Origin of the sequence: Erwinia sp. MYb416 (assembly GCF_037479575.1) — a bacterium.
Classification (GTDB): domain Bacteria; phylum Pseudomonadota; class Gammaproteobacteria; order Enterobacterales; family Enterobacteriaceae; genus Erwinia; species Erwinia rhapontici.
The window spans coordinates 29157-48665 of record NZ_JBBGYT010000349.1; the positions used below are offsets into that span (position 1 = coordinate 29157).

The 19509-nt window shown below is 55.5% G+C and carries 21 protein-coding genes and 1 pseudogene; 8 read left to right on the forward strand and 14 right to left on the reverse strand.

Annotated elements, in window-relative coordinates; translation table 11 throughout:
- Positions 1-55: 55 nt before the first annotated feature.
- Positions 56-751: a DJ-1/PfpI family protein gene (locus WH277_RS04245; protein ID WP_133846755.1), complete on the reverse strand. Its 696-nt coding sequence runs from the start codon at positions 749-751 to the stop codon at positions 56-58.
- Positions 752-1137: 386 nt separating this feature from the next.
- Here WH277_RS04245 and WH277_RS04250 point away from each other — a divergent pair, with 386 nt between their 5' ends.
- Positions 1138-2946 (forward strand): sensor domain-containing diguanylate cyclase, encoded by a 1809-nt coding sequence (locus tag WH277_RS04250; RefSeq protein WP_133846754.1) that lies wholly within the window; start codon positions 1138-1140, stop codon positions 2944-2946.
- Here WH277_RS04250 and WH277_RS04255 read toward each other — a convergent pair.
- On the reverse strand, positions 2922-4307 hold the full coding sequence (locus tag WH277_RS04255; protein WP_339504525.1) for an NAD-dependent succinate-semialdehyde dehydrogenase: 1386 nt from the start codon (positions 4305-4307) through the stop codon (positions 2922-2924). The two genes, WH277_RS04250 and WH277_RS04255, sit on opposite strands and share 25 nt — an antisense overlap.
- A gap of 139 nt (positions 4308-4446) precedes the next feature.
- On the opposite strand from WH277_RS04255, the gene ptrR reads away from it, so the two are divergent.
- Both ptrR and WH277_RS04265 read left to right on the forward strand, forming a co-directional pair.
- Positions 4447-5361, forward strand: a complete 915-nt coding sequence (gene ptrR, locus WH277_RS04260) for a putrescine utilization regulator PtrR (RefSeq protein ID WP_133846752.1) — start codon at positions 4447-4449, stop codon at positions 5359-5361.
- Positions 5358-6110 carry a hypothetical protein gene (locus WH277_RS04265; protein ID WP_339504531.1) on the forward strand — a complete coding sequence of 251 codons (753 nt, stop codon included), beginning with the start codon at positions 5358-5360 and terminating at the stop codon, positions 6108-6110. Before ptrR ends, WH277_RS04265 begins: the two co-directional genes overlap by 4 nt.
- Before the next feature lie 55 nt (positions 6111-6165).
- Here the strand turns inward: WH277_RS04265 and WH277_RS04270 are convergent, their stop codons facing one another.
- On the reverse strand, positions 6166-6765 hold the full coding sequence (locus tag WH277_RS04270) for a TetR/AcrR family transcriptional regulator (RefSeq protein ID WP_259152863.1): 600 nt from the start codon (positions 6763-6765) through the stop codon (positions 6166-6168).
- Positions 6766-6947: 182 nt separating this feature from the next.
- On the opposite strand from WH277_RS04270, the gene WH277_RS04275 reads away from it, so the two are divergent.
- From WH277_RS04275 to WH277_RS04285, 3 genes are read left to right on the forward strand one after another with little or no spacing between them, the layout of a single operon-like run.
- Positions 6948-8003 (forward strand): sugar phosphate isomerase/epimerase family protein, encoded by a 1056-nt coding sequence (locus WH277_RS04275; protein ID WP_133846750.1) that lies wholly within the window; start codon positions 6948-6950, stop codon positions 8001-8003.
- A 2-nt stretch (positions 8004-8005) separates the two neighbouring features.
- Entirely contained in the window at positions 8006-8866 is an 861-nt protein-coding gene (locus WH277_RS04280; RefSeq protein WP_133846749.1) for an alpha/beta fold hydrolase, read from the forward strand.
- Positions 8853-9764, forward strand: a complete 912-nt coding sequence (locus WH277_RS04285; protein ID WP_133846748.1) for an alpha/beta hydrolase — start codon at positions 8853-8855, stop codon at positions 9762-9764. The genes WH277_RS04280 and WH277_RS04285 overlap by 14 nt, the downstream gene beginning before the upstream one ends.
- Before the next feature lie 6 nt (positions 9765-9770).
- On the opposite strand, the gene WH277_RS04290 is transcribed toward WH277_RS04285, so the two are convergent.
- The 3 genes from WH277_RS04290 to bhsA all read right to left on the reverse strand — a co-directional run bounded on the left by WH277_RS04290 (position 9771) and on the right by bhsA (position 11026).
- Positions 9771-10370, reverse strand: a complete 600-nt coding sequence (locus WH277_RS04290) for a hypothetical protein (protein ID WP_339504547.1) — start codon at positions 10368-10370, stop codon at positions 9771-9773.
- Between the two features lie 105 nt (positions 10371-10475).
- Positions 10476-10733: a hypothetical protein gene (locus WH277_RS04295; RefSeq protein WP_133846746.1), complete on the reverse strand. Its 258-nt coding sequence runs from the start codon at positions 10731-10733 to the stop codon at positions 10476-10478.
- 35 nt (positions 10734-10768) lie between these two features.
- Positions 10769-11026, reverse strand: coding sequence for a multiple stress resistance protein BhsA (gene bhsA, locus WH277_RS04300; protein ID WP_133846745.1), 258 nt, complete (start codon positions 11024-11026; stop codon positions 10769-10771).
- 281 nt (positions 11027-11307) lie between these two features.
- Between bhsA and WH277_RS04305 the strand changes: the two genes are divergently transcribed.
- The gene (locus WH277_RS04305) at positions 11308-11949 is read left to right on the forward strand and encodes a TetR/AcrR family transcriptional regulator (protein ID WP_133846799.1); all 642 of its coding nucleotides are present in this window, start codon (positions 11308-11310) and stop codon (positions 11947-11949) included.
- 41 nt (positions 11950-11990) lie between these two features.
- On the opposite strand, the gene WH277_RS04310 is transcribed toward WH277_RS04305, so the two are convergent.
- The 8 genes and pseudogenes from WH277_RS04310 to WH277_RS04345 form a co-directional block, all read right to left on the reverse strand.
- A complete protein-coding gene (locus WH277_RS04310) occupies positions 11991-13298 on the reverse strand; it encodes an NtaA/DmoA family FMN-dependent monooxygenase (RefSeq protein ID WP_133846744.1) in 1308 nt (435 codons plus the stop codon).
- A 5-nt stretch (positions 13299-13303) separates the two neighbouring features.
- Positions 13304-14095, reverse strand: coding sequence for an amino acid ABC transporter substrate-binding protein (locus WH277_RS04315; protein ID WP_133846743.1), 792 nt, complete (start codon positions 14093-14095; stop codon positions 13304-13306).
- A 20-nt stretch (positions 14096-14115) separates the two neighbouring features.
- Positions 14116-14784 (reverse strand): annotated as a pseudogene (locus WH277_RS04320) (amino acid ABC transporter permease).
- A 20-nt stretch (positions 14785-14804) separates the two neighbouring features.
- Entirely contained in the window at positions 14805-15536 is a 732-nt protein-coding gene (locus WH277_RS04325) for an amino acid ABC transporter ATP-binding protein (protein WP_159338419.1), read from the reverse strand.
- A gap of 134 nt (positions 15537-15670) precedes the next feature.
- Entirely contained in the window at positions 15671-16483 is an 813-nt protein-coding gene (locus WH277_RS04330; RefSeq protein ID WP_133846740.1) for a MetQ/NlpA family ABC transporter substrate-binding protein, read from the reverse strand.
- An 18-nt stretch (positions 16484-16501) separates the two neighbouring features.
- Entirely contained in the window at positions 16502-17170 is a 669-nt protein-coding gene (locus tag WH277_RS04335; RefSeq protein WP_133846739.1) for a methionine ABC transporter permease, read from the reverse strand.
- Positions 17163-18188, reverse strand: coding sequence for a methionine ABC transporter ATP-binding protein (locus WH277_RS04340; RefSeq protein ID WP_159338420.1), 1026 nt, complete (start codon positions 18186-18188; stop codon positions 17163-17165). The genes WH277_RS04335 and WH277_RS04340 overlap by 8 nt, the downstream gene beginning before the upstream one ends.
- Positions 18189-18518: 330 nt before the next feature.
- Positions 18519-18668, reverse strand: a complete 150-nt coding sequence (locus WH277_RS04345) for a hypothetical protein (protein ID WP_133846737.1) — start codon at positions 18666-18668, stop codon at positions 18519-18521.
- 137 nt (positions 18669-18805) lie between these two features.
- On the opposite strand from WH277_RS04345, the gene WH277_RS04350 reads away from it, so the two are divergent.
- The gene (locus WH277_RS04350) at positions 18806-19465 is read left to right on the forward strand and encodes a DUF1345 domain-containing protein (RefSeq protein ID WP_339504554.1); all 660 of its coding nucleotides are present in this window, start codon (positions 18806-18808) and stop codon (positions 19463-19465) included.
- Positions 19466-19509 lie beyond the last annotated feature (44 nt).

Genomic DNA, 19509 nt, shown 5'->3' on the forward strand with positions numbered 1-19509 from the left:
CTGCAAGCTTAATCACCTCAACACCGCCTTCCCTGAAACCCGGAAGAAAACAGGTTTACCCTTTCAGTCTGCCCGCCGATTTCAGCGTCGCTAATCGTCTCTTTTCAATAAAGGGGGCAAGCCGTTCTCTCATCTGTCTGACCTGCTCTTGCGGTGCAGAATGCGGAGATCCGCTATTAAAGGGGGGCTCGGGATCATATTCCAGACCCAGCTGAATGTTTTGTGCGATTTCAACGCCGTAAAGTTCCGCCACAACATACAACGCAAAGTCGATACCCGACGTCACGCCCGCACCGGTAATACGATTACCATCCCGAACCACCCGCTCACTGACAGGTTCTGCGCCCAACAAAGCAAGCTGGCCGATGGATAACCAGTGAGACGTGGCTTTATATCCCTGAAGCAACCCTGCCGCCCCCAGGATCAAGGAGCCTGTACAGACGGACGTCACCAGCCTGGCCTGCTGGCTTTGGTGCCTGATAAACGCTAGCGTGCTGTCATCGTCCATCAGGTTTATCTGCCCCGGCCCGCCAGGTATGCAAATCACATCTAACGGCGGGCAGCTGTCGAAGGTCTGTGTCGGTAGCATCGCCAGCCCGCGATCGGAGATGACAGGGTCCAGGGTTTTCCAGATAAGGTGGACTTTCGCCCCAGGCGCACAGGCAAAAACCTCATACGGTCCGGTCAAATCCAGCGAGGTTAATCCGGGGAACAACAGCATGCCGATAGAAATGTCAGGCAAATCACTCATGGTCGCATCCTTATAAGAGAAAGATTACAACACCCGTTTAAACAGCCGCTGCACGCTGACGTAAAGCAGGCCCGCATCATCATTCAAATGGAAACACCATTCAGGATACACGACAGGCTCCCCTCCATGTTCACGCTTCTTTTGCACAAGGCTATCCGCAGAATGTGCGTCAGCACGTGCCAGTATTGCGCCCGCCCCTCTGAAAACGTCTGCGCACGTCAGGCACAGCCTGTCTGTATCCCACTGATATTTGTCGCCTCTCTCTCACATTTTTTATTGATTAAACAATTTCGTCATGTAATCAATAAAGTTTGGCTTACAGCCGCCGATACCGATCCTAGCCTGGCCCCGCTTCACGGCCGATAATCTGGAAAGCGAATCTGAATATGAGCGGGACTTTTTGTAGCGACGAGGCTAAACGCCTGGCGGCCCTTGAGATGCTGAAGGCCGATGATGCGGACCGTGATGATATTCTCGAAAAATTTACCCGGCTGACCAGTGAACTGCTGGGCATCCCCGGCAGCTTTGTCTCCATTCTCGATGACGAGAATCAGTTTATAAAAGCATCCTGTAACTTCGACCTTAAACAAACGTCACTGCAGAATGCTTTTTGCCGCCATACGCTGGCGTTGGGAACCGTGCTGGTATGCAACGATACGCATCGTGATCCGCGCTTCAGCCAGCATCCCCTGACGCTTGGGGAGCCTTTTATAAGGTTCTATGTCGGTGCTCCCCTGCGTAATCGTGATGGCATACTCATCGGCACCCTGTGCGTTACCGATGTCAAACCTCAGACATTTTCTGATGACAAAATTGAATTGCTGGAGCTGTTAGCCGGTCTGGTCATCGGCTATCTGGATGCGTGGTACATTGCCGGTTATCAGGACGTGGTGACACGGTTACCTAATCGTCAGCGCCTGCTGAAAGATATCGAACTGTTGCAGCAGGCCGGTAACGATGAGACTCATCATCTGACCCTTATCGACTGCATTGATATGCCTCGGGCTTATGAAATTGCACGTTCGGTGGGAATGAATGCGGTTGAAAGCCTGCTCAAAGAACTGACATCCATGCTGCGTTCGCGTCTGCAGCTGGAAGATGATGACGTGCTGTATACCGTCGCGGTTGGCCGTTTTGCGTTGTTGAGTGGCAAGAATAATGGTGCCCGCGCCCGTGAGCTCAGCAAGCGGCTCGGCGGCATACGCGCCCAGATTTTTGACAATATTACGATTGATGCTAAACCGCACCTCGGTGAGGTGAGCTTTGTTCCGGCTGAGTCACAGGTCACTGAAGTGCTGCGTCGGGCGGTCAGCGCCCTGCATGAAGCCATCACGCTGAAGCAGAGTTACATGGCCTACAATGCTGACAGTGATGGCCGTAACAGCCAGAACTTCCGCCTGTTGCATGACCTGGCGGCAGCGCTGCGCGGCAACAAAGGGCTGTACCTGGTTTATCAGCCGCAGATCTCCCTGCTGCACGGTAAACCGGTCGGACTGGAAGCCCTGCTGCGCTGGGATCATCCGCTGTTCGGCAATATTCCGCCGGATGAATTTATCCCGCTGGTGGCACAAACCAGCCTGATGGAAGAGTTAACGGACTGGGTGATCGACCACACCCTGGCGCAGCTGCGTCAGTGGCGCAGTACCGGGCTAAACCTGCCGGCCTCGGTGAATCTGTGCGTCAGTGATTTTTCACGTGCGGACTTTGCCGATAAGCTGGAAGAGAAGATGCTCAATGCCGGGCTTAATCCCGACGATCTGTGCATTGAATGTCTTGAGACCGAGCAGGTACTGGGGAATCCTGATGCACGGCGGGGGCTGGATAAACTTAAGCTGCGCGGTTTCCGCATAGCGTTGGATGATTTTGGTTCCGGCTACAGCAATATCAATACGCTGTGCCGTATTCCGGTGGATGTGATAAAGCTGGACCGATCGCTGATCCAGAAGCTTTCTCACGACCCGGCCAGCGAAGTTATCGCCCGCCATGTCATCACCATGCTGAAAGAGCTGCACTATGTGGTACTGGCCGAAGGGGTGGAAGATCAGCAAACCCTGGCCTCATTGCAGCGTTTAGGCTGTGATGAGATCCAGGGGTTTTATTATTCACGCCCTCTGGCACCGGAAGGTCTTGAGCACTGGCTCAGCAGCCACTACCCGGCGGCCGAAGACAATCAGGACTCAATCCAGACCGTCTGAGTATTGGTAAACTCTCGCAGGCCGAAGTGTGACAGCTCACGGCCAAACCCGCTTTTCTTCACGCCACCGATCGGCACACGCGGATCGGAGAAGCTCGGGGAGTTAATAAACATCCCCCCCGTTTCAATCTGCGACGCCAGCTGTTGTGCCCTGGCAAGATCGCGGCTCCACAGGCTGCCGCCCAGGCCGAACTCAGAATCATTGGCCATCTCAACGGCATGCGCAGCATCGTCTGCCACAATCAGCGAGGCCACCGGCCCGAACAGTTCCTGATCAAAGCTGGTCATGCCGGGTTTGACATCACTGAGAACCGTTGGCGCATACCAGTTCCCTTCTCCCGGTAGCGCGTGGCCGCCCAGCAGCAGCGTGGCGCCCTCTTTCAACGTTGCCTGCACCTGCGCGGCCAGTTCATCACGCAGATCGAAGCGTGCCATCGGGCCAATCCAGGTCCCTGACTCACGCGGATCGCCAACTTTCATCGCTTTGACGGCACTGACAAATTTCTCGCTGAACTGTTCAAACACCGCCGCCTCCACAATAATGCGTTTTGCCGCGATACAGATCTGTCCGTTGTTCATAAAACGCCCGGCGATAGCGCCCTTCACGGCCGCATCGATATCTGCATCGGCCAGCACGATAAAAGCATCGGATCCGCCCAGCTCCAGAACGCATTTCTTAATCGCGGCCCCGGAGAGCGCGGCGATGGCCGCACCGGCACGCACGCTGCCCGTTACCGTCACGGCGGCAATACGTTTATCGCCGATCGCCTGTGCCACACCGTCATTGTCAGCATTCACGACAGCAAATAAGTTCTGCGGCACACCGGCATTCGTCAGAATATCTCGCAATAACAGCGCACAGCCCATCACGTTCGGTGCCGGTTTAAGCAAATAGCTGTTGCCCGCCAGCATGATGGGTACAGCACCACGCAGCACCTGCCACACCGGGAAGTTCCACGGCATCACGGACAGCACCGGGCCGAGTGGCAGATAGTCCACGAAGGCTTTGTTACCTTCCACCAGCGTCGGTTCACGCTTGAGGAATGCCGGACCATGCTCACCATACCATTCGCACAACATGGCGCTTTTTTCCACTTCAGCCAGCCCCTGATCGACAGGCTTACCCATTTCACGGGTCATCATATCGGCCAGTGCCTGGGCCTGCTGACGCAGTCCGCCTGCGATGTTTTGCAACAACGCCACACGGTCGCTCATTGCACTGTGGCGCCACTGCTGAAACGCCGAGTTAACAGACGCCAGCGCCTCGCTGACATCCGCGCTGCTGGCGAAAGGATAACGGGCAATGATCTCGCCCGTCGCCGGATTACGTGAAACTGCTACCGCAGAAGAGACATTTGTCATGATGACCGCCTTATCAGAAAACAGAGAATGTGGCACCGCGTATTCACCCAAACGACGCGATATACCGTCATCATAGGCTTGCGAGAGATTCTTTTAAAATGAATAATAGAGAAAATTATTAGCTCAAAAAGAGAATGATATGGAATTAGCCCAGCTTGAAATTTTCCGTGCCATTGCAGAGGAAGGCAGCGTCACGGCGGCGGCCGAAAAGCTACACCGGGTGCCGTCTAATATCTCCACACGTCTGAAGCAGCTGGAAGAAGAACTCGGCTGCGCCCTGTTCCGGCGCGAAAAATTGCGTCTGTACATTACAGACAGCGGCAAAACGTTCCTCGACTACACCCAGCGTATTCTGGCCCTGACGGAAGAAGCGCGGCAGAGCGTGTCCGGCCAGCATCCCAGCGGCATTTTCACCCTGGGGGCGATTGAAAGCACTGCGGCCGTGCGGTTGCCGCCGCTGATTGCGCGTTATCATCAAACCTGGCCCCAGGTCGAGCTGGATCTGACCACCGGCCCGTCCGGGGATATGATCGATGGTGTGCTGGCCGGACAGTACAGTGCCGCCTTTGTTGACGGGCCGCCAAAGCATCCACAGCTGGAGGGCGTGGCGGTGTTTGCCGAAGAACTGGTGCTGATTGCCGCGCTGAATCATCCCCCGGTACCCAGCGCGGCCAGTATCTCCGGTTCAACTATCTACGCGTTCCGCGCCAACTGCTCCTACCGCCGGCATTTTGAAAACTGGTTTTCACGGGAAGATGCCGCACCGGGTAAGATTTTTGAGATGGAGTCTTACCACGGTATTCTCGCCTGCGTCAGCGCCGGGGCAGGACTGGCGCTGATCCCCGCCAGCATGCTGGCCAGTATGCCCGGCAGGGACAGCGTACGATCCTACCCGCTTAGCGGCGGACGCGGCAAAATTGCCATCTGGCTGATCTGGCGTAAAGGCACACAATCCACTAATTTACAGGCCATGACCCGGCTGTTACAGGCCAGCGTTACCGATGAACAGGCAGCCATCACCACTGAAAATACAGGGAAGAAAAGAGAACCATGAAGATGAAAACAGGCCTGACGATCGCCGCATTCTTACTCGCCGGCAGCGCCCACGCCGGATGGTATGTGGTGGATAACTATGAAGGTTCGCTCGGCGCCTGGCCGATACATCTGTCATTGCAGGAATACGACAGCTATGGCAGTGGGCTCAACATCAAGGGCAGCTATTATTACGATAAGTATCATGCCCCCATCCCGCTATACGGTAAACGCACCGCTGACGCGCTCGAACTCTGTGAAGTTCATGGTGCAGAGGACTATGACCGTGCGCTGGTTCAGGGAACACAAAAGGGTTTTGATACGCACTCCTGCCCGTTTCGCCTGACGCGCAAGGGCGAAGCGCTGACCGGACACTGGCAGCAGGGGGAAAAACGCTATGCCGTTGCACTGAAGCACACCACCTCGCTGGACAATACCACCGAGGGCAGCGTCACTGGCCAGCTGGTTGATATTCCTTTCTGGGGGCAAACCGCGACCCACAGCTTTATTGGCCACTATCAGGCCAGCACGGATGGCATCGCCATCGACAGCATCAGTGTCGTCAATAAAAAAACCGGCAACACTGACCAGACGATTAACCCGCAGCGGCCCCCGTGTCAGTTTGGCTTCTTTATGACGGCGATTTATCAGAATATGGAGAGTGATAACACAGGAAAAATGGTGTGGCTGAACTGCTACAGCGAGAAGGCCGATATCACCGTCGATTACCATTTTGATAGAACCCGACAGCGCTATATCACCACAGAATAGCGGGATCACAGATGGCAAACGCAGGGAGGCGGCGGGCCATCCGTGATATCGCGATTTATTCGGGTGTGCGCGTGCTCTGCAACAGCAGCAGTGAGCAACGCACCACCGGGTACAGTGCCTCACGGCTGACGCCATCACGGGCCTGAACAGAAAGGCCATGCAACACCGTAGCGTAATAGTTTCCCAGGCTTTCCGTATCGGTTCCCGCTAACAGTTGCCCAGCCTCTGCCGCCTGCTGCATTCGCTCAACGATCCCCCGGGTGCGACGGGTGCGTTGCTGCATCAGCCATTCACTCAGCAGCGAATGGTCTTCACTTAAAGCGCCCGTCGCCGACACCACCATACAGCCCAGCGGCGCCTCAGGGCGGGCATATAAACGGACGGCCTGTTCCAGCATCTCTCTGATGGCCACCTGGATATCAGGGTGCCGCAGGGCGCGTTCAGCAAATCCCCCTTCCTGCTGCTCGTAATGGCCGATAGCTTCACGGAACAGCTGCTCTTTCGAGCCGAACGCTTTATAAATACGTGCCGAGGCGATCCCCAGCGCCGCCACGAGGTCAGACAGGGAAGTGCCTTCATAGCCGTGGCGCCAGAACAGATCCCGGGCCTGAACCAGTGCCATCTGCCGGTCAAATTCTCTTGGTCTGCCCGCCATAATATTTCCAATTAGTCGCGAAAATCAGCACCTATTATCCTGCATATTTTGTAAAAGCCTACTGTAAATCAATCACCTCAAACACAGGAAGATGAACCCTTTGTGCTGCCGCCGCGATCACAGGTTGCCAGAAACAGGCCGCGCCCCTATTGTTTGTTGATTGACAACTAATAGGAAAGTATATGAAAACCCTCAAAGGCCCCAGCCTGCATCTGGCACAGTTCAGCGACGATATTTATCCCTTTAATACCCTCGACAATCTCGCCAACTGGGCACAGGAAAAGGGGTTCAAGGCGTTACAAATTCCCGCCTGGGATAGTCGTCTGTTCGACGTCAATACGGCAGCACAGAGCCAGACTTACTCCGACGATCTGCGGGGACGCCTGGCCGAACGCGGTCTGACGATCAGTGAACTGACCAGCCATATTTTTGGCCAGCTGATGGCCGTTCATCCCGCCTATGACACCCTGTGTGACGGCTTCGCACCGCCCGCGCTGCGCGGTGAACCGTCGGCCCGACAGGCCTGGGCGAAAACACAGTTGCTGGCCACCCTTAAGGCAGCATCGCGTCTGGGCTTAGAAGATGTCGGCACCTTTTCCGGCTCACTGGCCTGGCCCTATATCTTTCCTTTTCCCCAGCGCCCGGCGGGACTGGTGGAGAGTGCCTTTGATGAACTGGCCCGCCGTTGGCGACCCGTGCTGGATGAGGCAGGAGAGCTGGGCGTGAATCTGTGCTTTGAGATTCATCCGGGGGAAGATCTGCACGATGGCATCAGCTTCGAGATGTTTTTACAGCGTACCGGGCACCACCCTCGCTGCAAAATCCTGTTTGATCCCAGCCACTTTGTTCTTCAACAACTGAAGTATCTGGATTTTATCGATATCTATCATCCTTTCATCCGCATGTTTCACGTGAAGGATGCCGAGTTCATACCAACGGGGCGCCAGGGACTCTACGGCGGCTATCAGTCCTGGACAGAGCGCGCCGGACGTTTTCGTTCGACCGGTGACGGGCAGGTGAACTTCCCTGCCATCTTCTCAAAACTGGCGCAGTACGATTATCCCGGCTGGGCAGCGCTGGAGTGGGAGTGCTGTCTGAAGAACAAGCAAGATGGCGCACAGGAAGGGGCCGAGTTTATCCGTCGTCACATTATCAACGTGGCCGATACCGTGTTTGATGATTTTGCCGCTGCCCGCGTCAGCCAGACGCAGATAAACACACTGCTGGGAATCGACTGATTATGGAAAAGAAACACCATTATCTGCGGATTGCAGGACGAAAACTGCACTGTGTCACCGAGGGTGAAGGCCCGGCCGTGCTGCTGCTGCCAGGATGGCCGCAAACCTGGTTTGCCTGGCGTGACGTCATGACAACACTGGCACAGCAAGGCTTTACCACGGTGGCCATCGACCCGCCGGGCACCGGAGAGTCTGAGGCACCCGCAGGCGGTTACGACACCGGGAATATCGCGGCAGTGGCCCACCAGCTGATGACACAGCTGGGACACACCCGCTACCAGGCCATCGGCCACGATATCGGTATGTGGGTGGGTTACGCGCTGGCCGCTGATTTTCCCGAGGCTATTGAACGGCTGATCCTGACCGAAGCGGTGATCCCCGGGCTGGCACCCGCCCCGTCAATTTTTGTTGATCCCCAGGAAAATATCTTCCTCTGGCACTTTATGTTTAATCAGCTGGCCGACCTGCCAGAGGCGCTCACCACGGGCCGCGAACGCGCCTATCTCAGTTTTATCTTTGACAAATGGTCATGGCAGCGTCACCGGGTGGCGGCCGATATCTATATCCAGGCCTATAGCGAGCCCGGACGGCTTCAGGCTGGTTTCAGTTATTATCGCGCCATACCTGAAACAGTGCGTCAAAATCAGCGCCGCGCCCTGACACCGCTGCCGATGCCCGTGCTGGCCATTGGCGCAGAACATGCCACCCGTGATGCGCCCTATCTGACGATGCAGCCCGTCGCACCTTACCTGCAAAATGCCATGGTGGAGAACTGCGGCCACTTTATTACCGAAGAGTGCCCTGAGGCATTCTGTCACCTGGCCCTGCCATTTTTACAGGGAATAACCCATGCCGCTGAATAAAGACGTTGCGGCCTGGCTTGCCCGGCAGGTGCCGGCAGAGTCGTTGTCACTGGCGGCACTTCGCCACCAGACCGATCTCAGTCTGATAACGCAGCAGGGCGAAGCCCGCGATGGGCATTATCAGCACAGTTTCACCTTTCCCGCGAGCGACGGGCACGCCATCACCGTACGGGTCTATGTGCCCTGCGCGCTGGAACAGGAGACAGGACGCCCGGCGCTGATCTGGGCTCACGGGGGAGGATGGTGCCTGGGCAGCCTCACGGCGTGGGACCGACCCTGCCGCCTGCTGGCAGAAAACACCGGGTGCGTGGTATTTTCTGTCGACTACCGGCTTGCACCGGAACACCGCTGGCCCGTGCCGTTAAACGATCTCTGGCAGGCGCTGTGCTGGATCAGCGACCATGCCACAGACTGGGATCTGGACAGCACACAGATTGCCGTGGGAGGTGACAGTGCCGGGGGGAATCTTGCGGCAGCGGTATGTCTGATGGCACGGGACCGGGGAGGTCCTGCCATTTATCATCAGCTGTTGCTCTATCCGGCGCTGGATGCCAGCCTGTCACAACCCTCTTATCAGACCTGTGGGCAGGGCTTCGGGCTGACAAAAGAAATGATGGCTTTCTGCTGGCAGCATTATCTTGGCCAGCAGCCGCTGCCGGAAACATCGCTGATTTCCCCCCTGCTCCTGTCATCGGCACGCGGCTTACCAGCGACAACATTGTTACTGTGTGAATACGATCCGTTGAGGGATGAAGGCGAGGCCTTTGCCCGGCGTCTTATCACGGAAGGTGTGAACGTAAACCTCCACTGGCTCGATGGCCTGATCCATGGTGCCATGCACATGACCGACATCACCCCGGAGGCAGAGCGCTGCTATACCCTGTCGCGCTTTATCTGAAGAGATTCAGCGCCCGCGCACGGGCGCTGAAACCTGTCGCCGGATTGCAGCCAGCGTCCGGCGACGTATCAGTCCACTGGCTGCACGGATCAGCAACCAGTAAGGCAGCAGTTTAAGACGGGTACGGGTATCCGGGCAGCCAATAAAGGTTTCAGTACATAACCGCCACGCTTCTCCATCAGGTAACAGGTGAAAATGCAGTACCAGCCGGGCAACCCCCTTATCCTGAAGCCGTCCGAAGTCAGCCGCATCCTCCAGCGTAATAATCCCCATATCCGGCCGCCAGAAACGCCCGGCCAGACCAAACGACATCAGCTGATCCTGACGTTGCAACAGCGTAAATGTGTGCAAACCAAATTCCGGCTGTGGGTTGATTTGCCTGCCCAGGCGCAGCACCTTCCCCGGTAGCTCCCGCACCGTCATCAGAGCATCAGCGACCCGATCGTTACGCATATCATACTGTTCCACCGCATTAAGGATGGCCTGCGGAGTGGCATAAATCGGCGCGGAGTGGTGTTTTTCGTAGAAGTGAGTCGAGGGTAGGTTCGGCGTATAGCAAAGAGACTGCTGTCGGTCCTTTTCACTTACCCATCCCAGAATGGTCATTGCTGCTCCTGATTCACATGGCTGGCTTCCGTGTCGATAGTAGCGTAGTGGCTTTTTTTTCGCATAAAAAAACCGCCGGATAAGCGGCGGTTTTCAAAATACATTTTAGTGATAGCTGATGGTGGTGCCATACAGACTGTTCGCACCCGTCACCCGGGCTATCGCTAACGGTCTTGCCGCAGGTAAGGCAGGCGTTCCCGAGAGCTGAACGTCCAGGGATACCAGCGTGGTGCTGCCGGTAACATAGGTCGTGGCCACCGCAGGTGGAACCGTACTCACTTGCCCTTCAGGAAGTGCTGCCAGGCTGGCACCAGACATCGTGCTCAGGATGACGGCAACAAGGGCGGATTTGCTAAGTTTCATACTATCCCCTTGATGCTCATTCATAGTCATCGCTATTACTGGTAAATCACCGCGGTGCCGTTCAGTTTATTGTCACCGACAGTGGAAGTGATTCGGAATGATTTCGCGCCCGCCTGGTCCGCTTTTGCAGACAGCTGGGATTCCAGTGAAGAGAGGTTAGACGCGCCGCTGGCAGAAATGACACCTACCTGCTGTTGCTGAGCGGGATCGGCATTCACGAGATCAGCGGCAAAACCGGCGAAAGATACGGAAGTCAGTGCGATAGCGGCCAGGGTCATTTTGATGGTTTTCATAATTTTACTCTCAGTTGAATTCGGTTGTTTGATGTTGCCGTCGTTATTAATTAACGATCGATAGGTAAATGTTATGCCTGTTTGTGATCTCCGTCAACATTGTTTTATTAACGATCGCTAATTTAAAAACTAACATCTTGAATTTATTTACAATAAAGTTATATTTTTTTCTTCTTAACGCCAGATCACAGCACATGTAAACGCCGCTCGACAGCGGGGTTTAATGTTTTTATACTGATTGATAATTAAATGACCGAGCGGGATTGCGTAAGTGAGGAATGATGAATACTGAGCAGGACGCAGGCATCAGAAAAGGCCGGGGACGGCCAAAAACGTTTGACCGGGAAGCCGCGCTGGATAAAGCGCTGGAACTGTTCTGGCGCCATGGCTACGAAGGCACGTCACTGGCAGATCTGGTGGAAGCCACGGGTGCGAAAGCGCCAACGCTGTATGCGGAATTTACCAATAAAGAAGGGATGTTCCGTGCCGCTGTCGATCGCTATACAGAGAAGTTTGCCCGCCAGAGTGAAGCGGCGCTGAGCTGCCCGGAAAGCTGTGTTGCGAGCGGTATAGAGAACTATTTCCGTTCAACGGCCGCCTGTTTCACCGACGGTAAAAAACCCGGAGGCTGCTTCTTTATCTGCACCTCCAGCACCCTGTCAGCGGATTCGTCGGAAGTGGCCGAAATGCTGCGCGACCGGCACAGCAATCAGGAACAGCATCTGCTGGCGTTTTTGCAGGCGCGGCAGGCGGCCGGAGAGCTTGACCCGAACACCCGCGTCAGTGCGCTGGCGGCGTATCTCTGCTGTTTGTTGCAGGGGATGTCGGTACGTGCGCGTGAGGGTGCGACGCGCGCGGAACTGGATCAGTTGATTGATACATTGATGTTGCAGTGGCCGCTGTTAAGTAAACTGGGCTGCTGAAAGCGGAAGGGATCACCCCCTTCCGTTTTTGCCTGATATTTTCAGCGCGTGGGACGTTCCAGCCCCAGATGCCCGCGTAACGTATCTGACTGATACTCGTCACGGAACACGCCTCTTTCCTGTAATAACGGCACCACCTCGTTGAAGAAGGCATCTGACGCGCCCGGCACCCAGGGCGGCATCACCACAAATCCATCGACTGCCCGTTGCTGATACCAGAGCGCGATCCGCTCCGCCAGCGCAGAGGCTGTACCGGCAACGGTAAACCCCGATCCGGCAATCCAGCGGGTAAACTGCCGCACTGTCATGCCCTGCGCACGTGCCTGATTCAGCATTGGCGCAAAACGCTCACGTCGTGCCAGTGTATCGGCAATGTCCGGCATCGGGCCGTCGAGATCGTGCTGCGCCCAGTCATAGTTCATGGTGTTCGACAGGTGCGTCAGCGTTGCCAGCGGATGATGCAGACGCGTCAGCTCGGCGAGTAACTCATCGGCTTCTTTCTGCGTACGCCCAATCACCGGTTGCAACCCCGGCAGGATCTTCAGGCTGTCCGCCGCACGTCCCTGCGCCACCACCAGCGCCTTTAACTGCGCGTAATACGCCTGGGCCGAGGCCAGATCCGGTTTCTCAGCGGCAAAGACGGCATCGGCTTCGCGTGCTGCCAGCGCCATAAACGGTCCGGAACCGCCCGCCTGGAAGGTGACCGGATGCCCCTGTGGCGGGCGTGACAGATTCAGCGGCCCACGGCTGGTAAACCAGGGTGTCTCAATGCCTGCATAGCGAATACATTCGCCGCGTGCATATACTCCGCTTTCACGATCCGCCACGATGGCATCGTCGGCCCAGCTGTCCCACAGGGTACGCACCGCCTGAATAAACGCAGCGGCTTTCTGATAACGCTGATCGTGGCTTAACAGTGTCTGACCGTAGTTTGCGGCTTCTGCATCGCTGGTTGAGGTCACTACATTCCAGCCGGCACGTCCCCCCGTGAGGTGATCAAGGGTTGCCAGCGTGCGCGCGGCGGCAAACGGCTGGATCACTGAGCTGGATATCGTCCCGGCCAGCCCGATTTTCTCCGTGACCGCCCCCAGAGCGGAAAGCACCGTAAACGGCTCCGGTCGCTCGGTCACCCGATAGCGCACGGCATCGGTGACACTGTCACCATACACATCATCAATCGACAGCTTGTCGGCCATAAAAATCAGGTCAAACTTTGCCGCTTCCGCCTTTAACGCCAGTGATTTCAGTACATGCCAGTCCGTCGGGCTGGGCCGCTCCGCGCCCGGCATACGCCATCCTGAATAGTGACAACCGGTGGCATCAAGAAACAGGGCAAGATGCAGAGACATGCGGGTTATCCTTTTACAGGCTGATGGCTGACGCTGAGATCGCTGTCGAACCATTTCTCAGAAATTTTCTTCAGCGTACCGTCTGCGCGCAGCTCGCCCAGCGCCTGGTCCACTTTAGCCTTCAGCGCGCTGCCCCGCTCATCTTTGCGGAACGGCAGCGCCACCTGTTTCTCACCAAAGGTTTCTCCCACCACCTTCAGCGGCAAATGTTTGCGCTTAATCTGCCCCAGCAGGATCACCTGGCCGGAGACAAACGCATCCACTTTGCCCTGCGCCACGCTGCTGACAATCACGTCCATCCCCTCAAAAGTCACCAGCTTAATCTGGTTCTGCGGGTCAAACTCCTTCAGCACCTTCGCATAGTTAGAACCGAGTTCCGCCGCCACAGTTTTGCCTTTCATATCACTCAGGCCATGGATCGTGGTGTTATTTTCACTGACCGCCAGTGCCGCAGCGGAGTAGTAATACGGGACGCTGTAATCATACTTTTTCCGGCGCTCCGGGGTATCCGCAAAGTTACCGACCGTATCGACCTTACCGGTTTCCAGCGATCCCAGCACACCGACCCAGTCAGAGGTCACCCACTCCACTTTATAGTGAATTTTATCGGCCACCGCCTGCAAAATATCCGCGCTAAAACCCTGAACTTCACCGTCCTGCACAAAGTAGTGCGGGTAACCGTCCGGCGTGGCCCCCACGCGTAAAACAGGCTGTTCGCTTGCTGAGTCAGATGGCTTGTCGCAACCGCTCAGCAGCGACAAAACGCAGGCCATCAGCGCTATTTTTTTCCCTTTCATTGTTCTGTTTTCCCGATTAATCAGACTTTATAAGGTTTGCCGATATAGCGTTCCAGCTGTCGCTGGAGTGCACTCAGCACAATGGTCAGTGCCCAGTACACCAGGCCCACCGCGAAGTAGGCTTCAAAAAACTTCAGTGACTATGTAGCGATTAACTTCCCCCCCGCCAGCAGCTCACTGACACCCAGTGTGAACGCCAGCGAGGAGTTTTTGATCAGGCCAATCCAGATATTGCCCGCACCGGGGATAGCATTGCGGCATGCCTGGGGCAGCACAATACGCCGCGCCGCCTGGATGTGACCCAGCCCGGAGGCCAGTGAGGCTTCCCACTGTCCTTCGTCCACTGAATCAATTGCCGCTCGGAACACTTCCGCCAGATAGGCCGCACTGTTGAGGCTCAGGCCGAGGATCACCGCGTGAATAGCATCGAGGTTGTTCATTAACGGAAACACCTGCGGCAAGCCAAAGTAGATCATCAGCAGTTGCACCAGCACCGGCGTACCGCGAAAGAAAGAGATATACACATGAGCAAAGGCCGCCAGCGGGCGTGCTGCCCGCAACAGCAAGGCCACGCCCAGTCCCAGCACGGTGGCCAGCACAATGGAAAGCAGCGAAATGGTCAGTGTGACCGGCAGGTACTGAAGGATCTGGGGGATAATGCCCAGCATGTAAGCCACATCAAAATGCATCGATAACCTCCCTGTCGCGTTCAGGCAACATCATGAAGAAAATGCCGGGCGCGACCGCCGGTAGTGATGTCGAACAGCTCGGCGGGTGGGCCCTGTTCAATAATCCGGCCCTGATCCATAAAGAACAGGCGGCTGGAAATATCGCGGGCGAAATGCATCTCGTGGGTGACAATCAGCATAGTAAAATCCCGTTCAGCCAGCGCAGCAATCAGGTTAAGAATATCGCGGCGTAACTCCGGGTCGAGCGAAGAGGTGGGTTCATCCAGCAGTAAGACTTCGGGTTCCAGACTCAGCGCACGGGCAATGCCCACCCGCTGCTGCTGACCGCCGGACAGCGTTGCGGGATAAGCAGCGGCCTTGTGCGCCAGCCCCACGCTGGTCAGCAGTGCCATTCCACGCTCTGCGGCATCCGCACGCGAATAGCCGAGCCCGTAGATCAGCACTTCAGTGATGTTCTCTAACGCCGTTTTATTACGGAACAGGTTGTAATGCTGGAACACCATCGCGCTCTGCCGGCGAAAAAGGCGGGTATCACTGCGGCTGAGCCGACGGGAATCAACGGACATATCGCCAATCGTCAGTTGCCCGCTGTCGGGTTTCACCAGCAGATTAAGGCTGCGTAACAGGGTGGATTTGCCGGAACCGGAAGGACCGATAATCGAAATCACCTCACCCCGTTCAACGGTAAAATGAATATCATTAAGTGCATGATAGTGCTGAAAGGTTTTGTTTAATCCGCTAACCGATATCATCGTCGCCCCGGGTAAATATTGACATCCGGGCAGTGTAACGTTGCAGAAATGAGGAAACGAATGCTTAAAAAATATAAGCTTAGCAGGGAATAGTCAGAGGGAAAAAAGGCCGGTTGCCCGGCCTTCTGTCAATATCAGTTGTTAACCGGGATCACCGCGCCTTTGTATTTGGTACGGATCCAGTCCTGAATCGCTTTCGAATGCAGCACGGTCACCAGCGCTTTCACATCCGGCTTGTTCTCATCACCACGGTGCACAGTAATGATGTTCGCATATGGGTTATTCTCACCGCTTTCAACGGCAATCGGGCCTTTCACCGGGTCAAGACCCGCATCAATCGCATAGTTGGCGTTGATCACCACCGCATCACCTTCATCATTGTTGTACATCTGCGGCAGCAGTGCGCCTTCAACATTGGCGAGGAACTTCAGGTGTTTCGGGTTTTCCACGATATCACTGATACGCGCATCAATTTTACTGACGCCCGGTTTCAGTTTGATCACACCGGCTTTCTCGAAGATAGACAGGATACGGCCTTCTTCAGCCACCGCATCACGCATGATAACTTTGCCGTTCTGCGGCAGATCTTTCAGCGATTTGTACTTCTTCGAGTAAATGCCAATTGGCTCAATGTGGATAGCGCCAGCGCTGACGAAATCGTAAGTTTTATCCCCGGCGTGATCTTTCAGCACGCTGTTCAGGTAAGGGATATGCTGGAAATAGTTAGCATCGATATCCCGGCTGGCCAGCGCAGTGTTCGGCAGAATGTAGTCCTGGAATGGTTTGATTTCCAGATCAATGCCCTGCTTCGCCAGAATCGGTTTCGCCTGCTCAAGGATCTCAGCGTGCGGGACGTTTGATGCGCCAACGGTCAGCGTATCGGCCCAGGCACTCAGACTCAGTGCGCCCAGAGTGGCCGCAGCCAGCAGCGTCAGTGTTTTTTTCATTTTGTTTTTCCTAAAAAGTTAACGTTTGTCGAGCCGTGCCGTGAGCACATCACCTAAGAACTGGATGATAAAGACAATCACCAGAATCATTGCCGTCGCCACCAGCGTCACATCGCCGTGGTTACGTTGAAAACCTTCCAGATACGCCAGATTACCGAGTCCACCCGCACCAATCACGCCAGCCATCGCGCTGTAGCTCACCAGCGCAATGAGAGTGACCGTGATACCGGATACCAGTGCAGGAGAGGATTCCGGCAGCAGCACGCGGAAAATCAGGGTACTGAGACGTGCGCCCATCGAACGCGAGGCTTCAATCACGCCTTTGTCCACCTCGCGCAGGCCAATTTCCACCAGGCGTGCATAGAACGGCGCCGCGCCAACGATCAGGGCAGGCAGCGCGGCATCCGCGCCGAGAATGGTGCCGATCAGCGTTTTGGTAAACGGAATCAACAACACGATTAAAATGATGAACGGAATGGAGCGGAATACGTTGACCAGAACCGAGATCACCGAATAAATCGCGCGGTTCTGGAACAGTCCGCCACGGGCGGTCAGGAACAGCGCCAGGCCGAGCACAATACCGAACACAAAGGTCGCCACGCCGGACAGCGCGGTCATATACAGCGTCTCACCGGTGGCGGCCCAGAGCTGATCCAGTTTCAAATGCGGGAACAGATTCTCAAACATGGCTGACGACCTCGGTAGTAATGGCATAAGTATGTAAATCGTCGAGAATGTTCGACAGCTGGGCAGGCGTAGCAGGGACCTGCAACCAGAGTTCGCCAAAGGTACCGTGAGTGGTCTGGGTCATTTTTCCATGCAGAATATTGAAGGGTAAGGCGTACTTCAGCGTCAGCTCACCGACAATCGGCTGGCGGGTGCTTGCGCCGACAAACGTCAGTCTGAGCACCGCCCCCTCAGCCGCATTGATCAGTTCCGGGTTAAACGGGGTATCTGCACTGCTGTATTCCGCCGTCTGCTTAACAAACATGCGGGTAATCGGCTGCCGGGGATGGGTAAACACCGACAGCACTTCACCTTCTTCAACGATTTTACCGTCTTCCATCACTGCGACGTGGTGACAGATTTTGCGCACCACGTGCATTTCATGGGTGATCAGTACGATGGTCAGTTTCAACTGACGGTTAATATCCAGCAGCAGATCGAGAATGGCATCGGTAGTTTGCGGATCGAGCGCAGAGGTTGCTTCATCACACAGCAGCACATCCGGGCTGTTGGCCAGCGCACGAGCAATACCCACACGCTGTTTCTGCCCGCCACTGAGCTGCGCAGGATAAACCTGCTCTTTACCGGTCAGCCCCACCAGCGCGATCAGTTCCTGCACCCGGCGCTGGATCACCGCTTTTGGTGCCCCGGCAATTTGCAGGGAGAAGGCGATATTTTCGCTAACGGTGCGTGACCACAGCAGGTTGAAGTGCTGGAAAACCATGCTGATTTTCAGACGGGCCTGACGCAGGGCTTCACCGCTGGCCAGCGCGATGTCCTGCCCGGCGATAATCACGCTGCCGGAAGTCGGTTTTTCCAGCCCGTTAAGCAAACGGATCAGGGTACTTTTTCCTGCCCCGCTGTAGCCGATAATGCCGTAAATCTGCCCCTGTTCAACCTGCAGGCTGACATCATTAACGGCGGTCACCGGGCCTGATTTGGCGTTAAATATTTTTGAAACGTTGCGCAAAACTATCATCTGATGCCTGTTTTCTGCCGTCGTACCAGCGAAAAACGCTGATTAATTAAACTGATTATTATGCGTACATTATTGGTAGCACTAATTGCCAAACGATAGTAATCAGGCCGGGATTTATTGGAAACGATTGAAATGACATGGCTTATAGCTAAATGAAATAAGAAGGGTGAGGTAGTGGCGGATAAAACCACGAAAGCAGAGATATTTTTCCGGCTGGAGTCGCCTGATGAACCCGTGGACTTCACGTCCTCACCGACATGGCGTTACCACTGGAATGAACAGTCAAGGGGCGTGCGAAACTGCAGAAAGGCGATAATCCGAGGGGATCTTTTAGTCGTCATCCGTGGCATTGAGCACCAGGCCAACGGCTTTCGCCTGGGCCAGGCTGAGTTTGAGCTGCTGTTCGATTTTTTGCACGGACACACCTGTTTCAATCGCGGTTGAACGGGCAACAGCGCGACAGATTTGAGTTTTGGTCATTGGATAATGTGCTGTTTTTTTGTCATGTCGAAAGCCCCGTTGTTCAGGACCTGATTCCAGTTCTGATAAGAACGGCTCTCAAGGCCGTTATCAGTTACAGTTAAGGTTACCCTCTCGTCTGGAAAACAGCTGACACCATGCGCCTTTCCCTGCGTCATTACCTCCACGCCCGTCTCCGGTTACTGATAGCCATTGTGGCCGGGCTGGTCTGTTTCGTCGCCTTACCGGCTTCACTGGGCATCCTGCAACGACTGCTGATCGGCTGGAATGTTCTGGCCTTGCTGTATCTGTTTTTCCTGTGGAGTCTGATGCTGCGCACTGCGCCGAAAAATATTCCACATATCGCCAGAACCCAGGATGAAAGTGCCACGCTGGTACTGAGTCTGGTCACGCTCGCCTGTCTGATCAGCATCATGGCGATTCTGATGGAGCTGACGTCGCTGAAAGATCTCAGCGGAACACCGCGTGCACTCCATATGCTGCTGACGGCCAGCACGCTGATCCTCTCCTGGGCGCTGCTTCCCAGCGCCTTTGCAATGCATTACGCCCATCACCACAATCTGCACCGCACGCCGGACGTCACGCCGATGATCTTCCCGGAAAAGCCCGACGAACCGGGATACTGGGATTTTCTCTATTTCTCTTTCACCCTGGCCGTCGCCTCGCAAACCGCCGATGTGGCAACGGGCACCACCGACATGCGCCAGATTGCCCTGCTCCAGTCGGTGATCTCGTTTGTCTTTAATCTGGCTATTCTGGGGCTGTCAGTGAATGTCGCGGCGGGGTTGTTAAGTTAGGTAACACAGGCAAAACTTCTGCCTCCGGGAGGAGGCAGAATGAC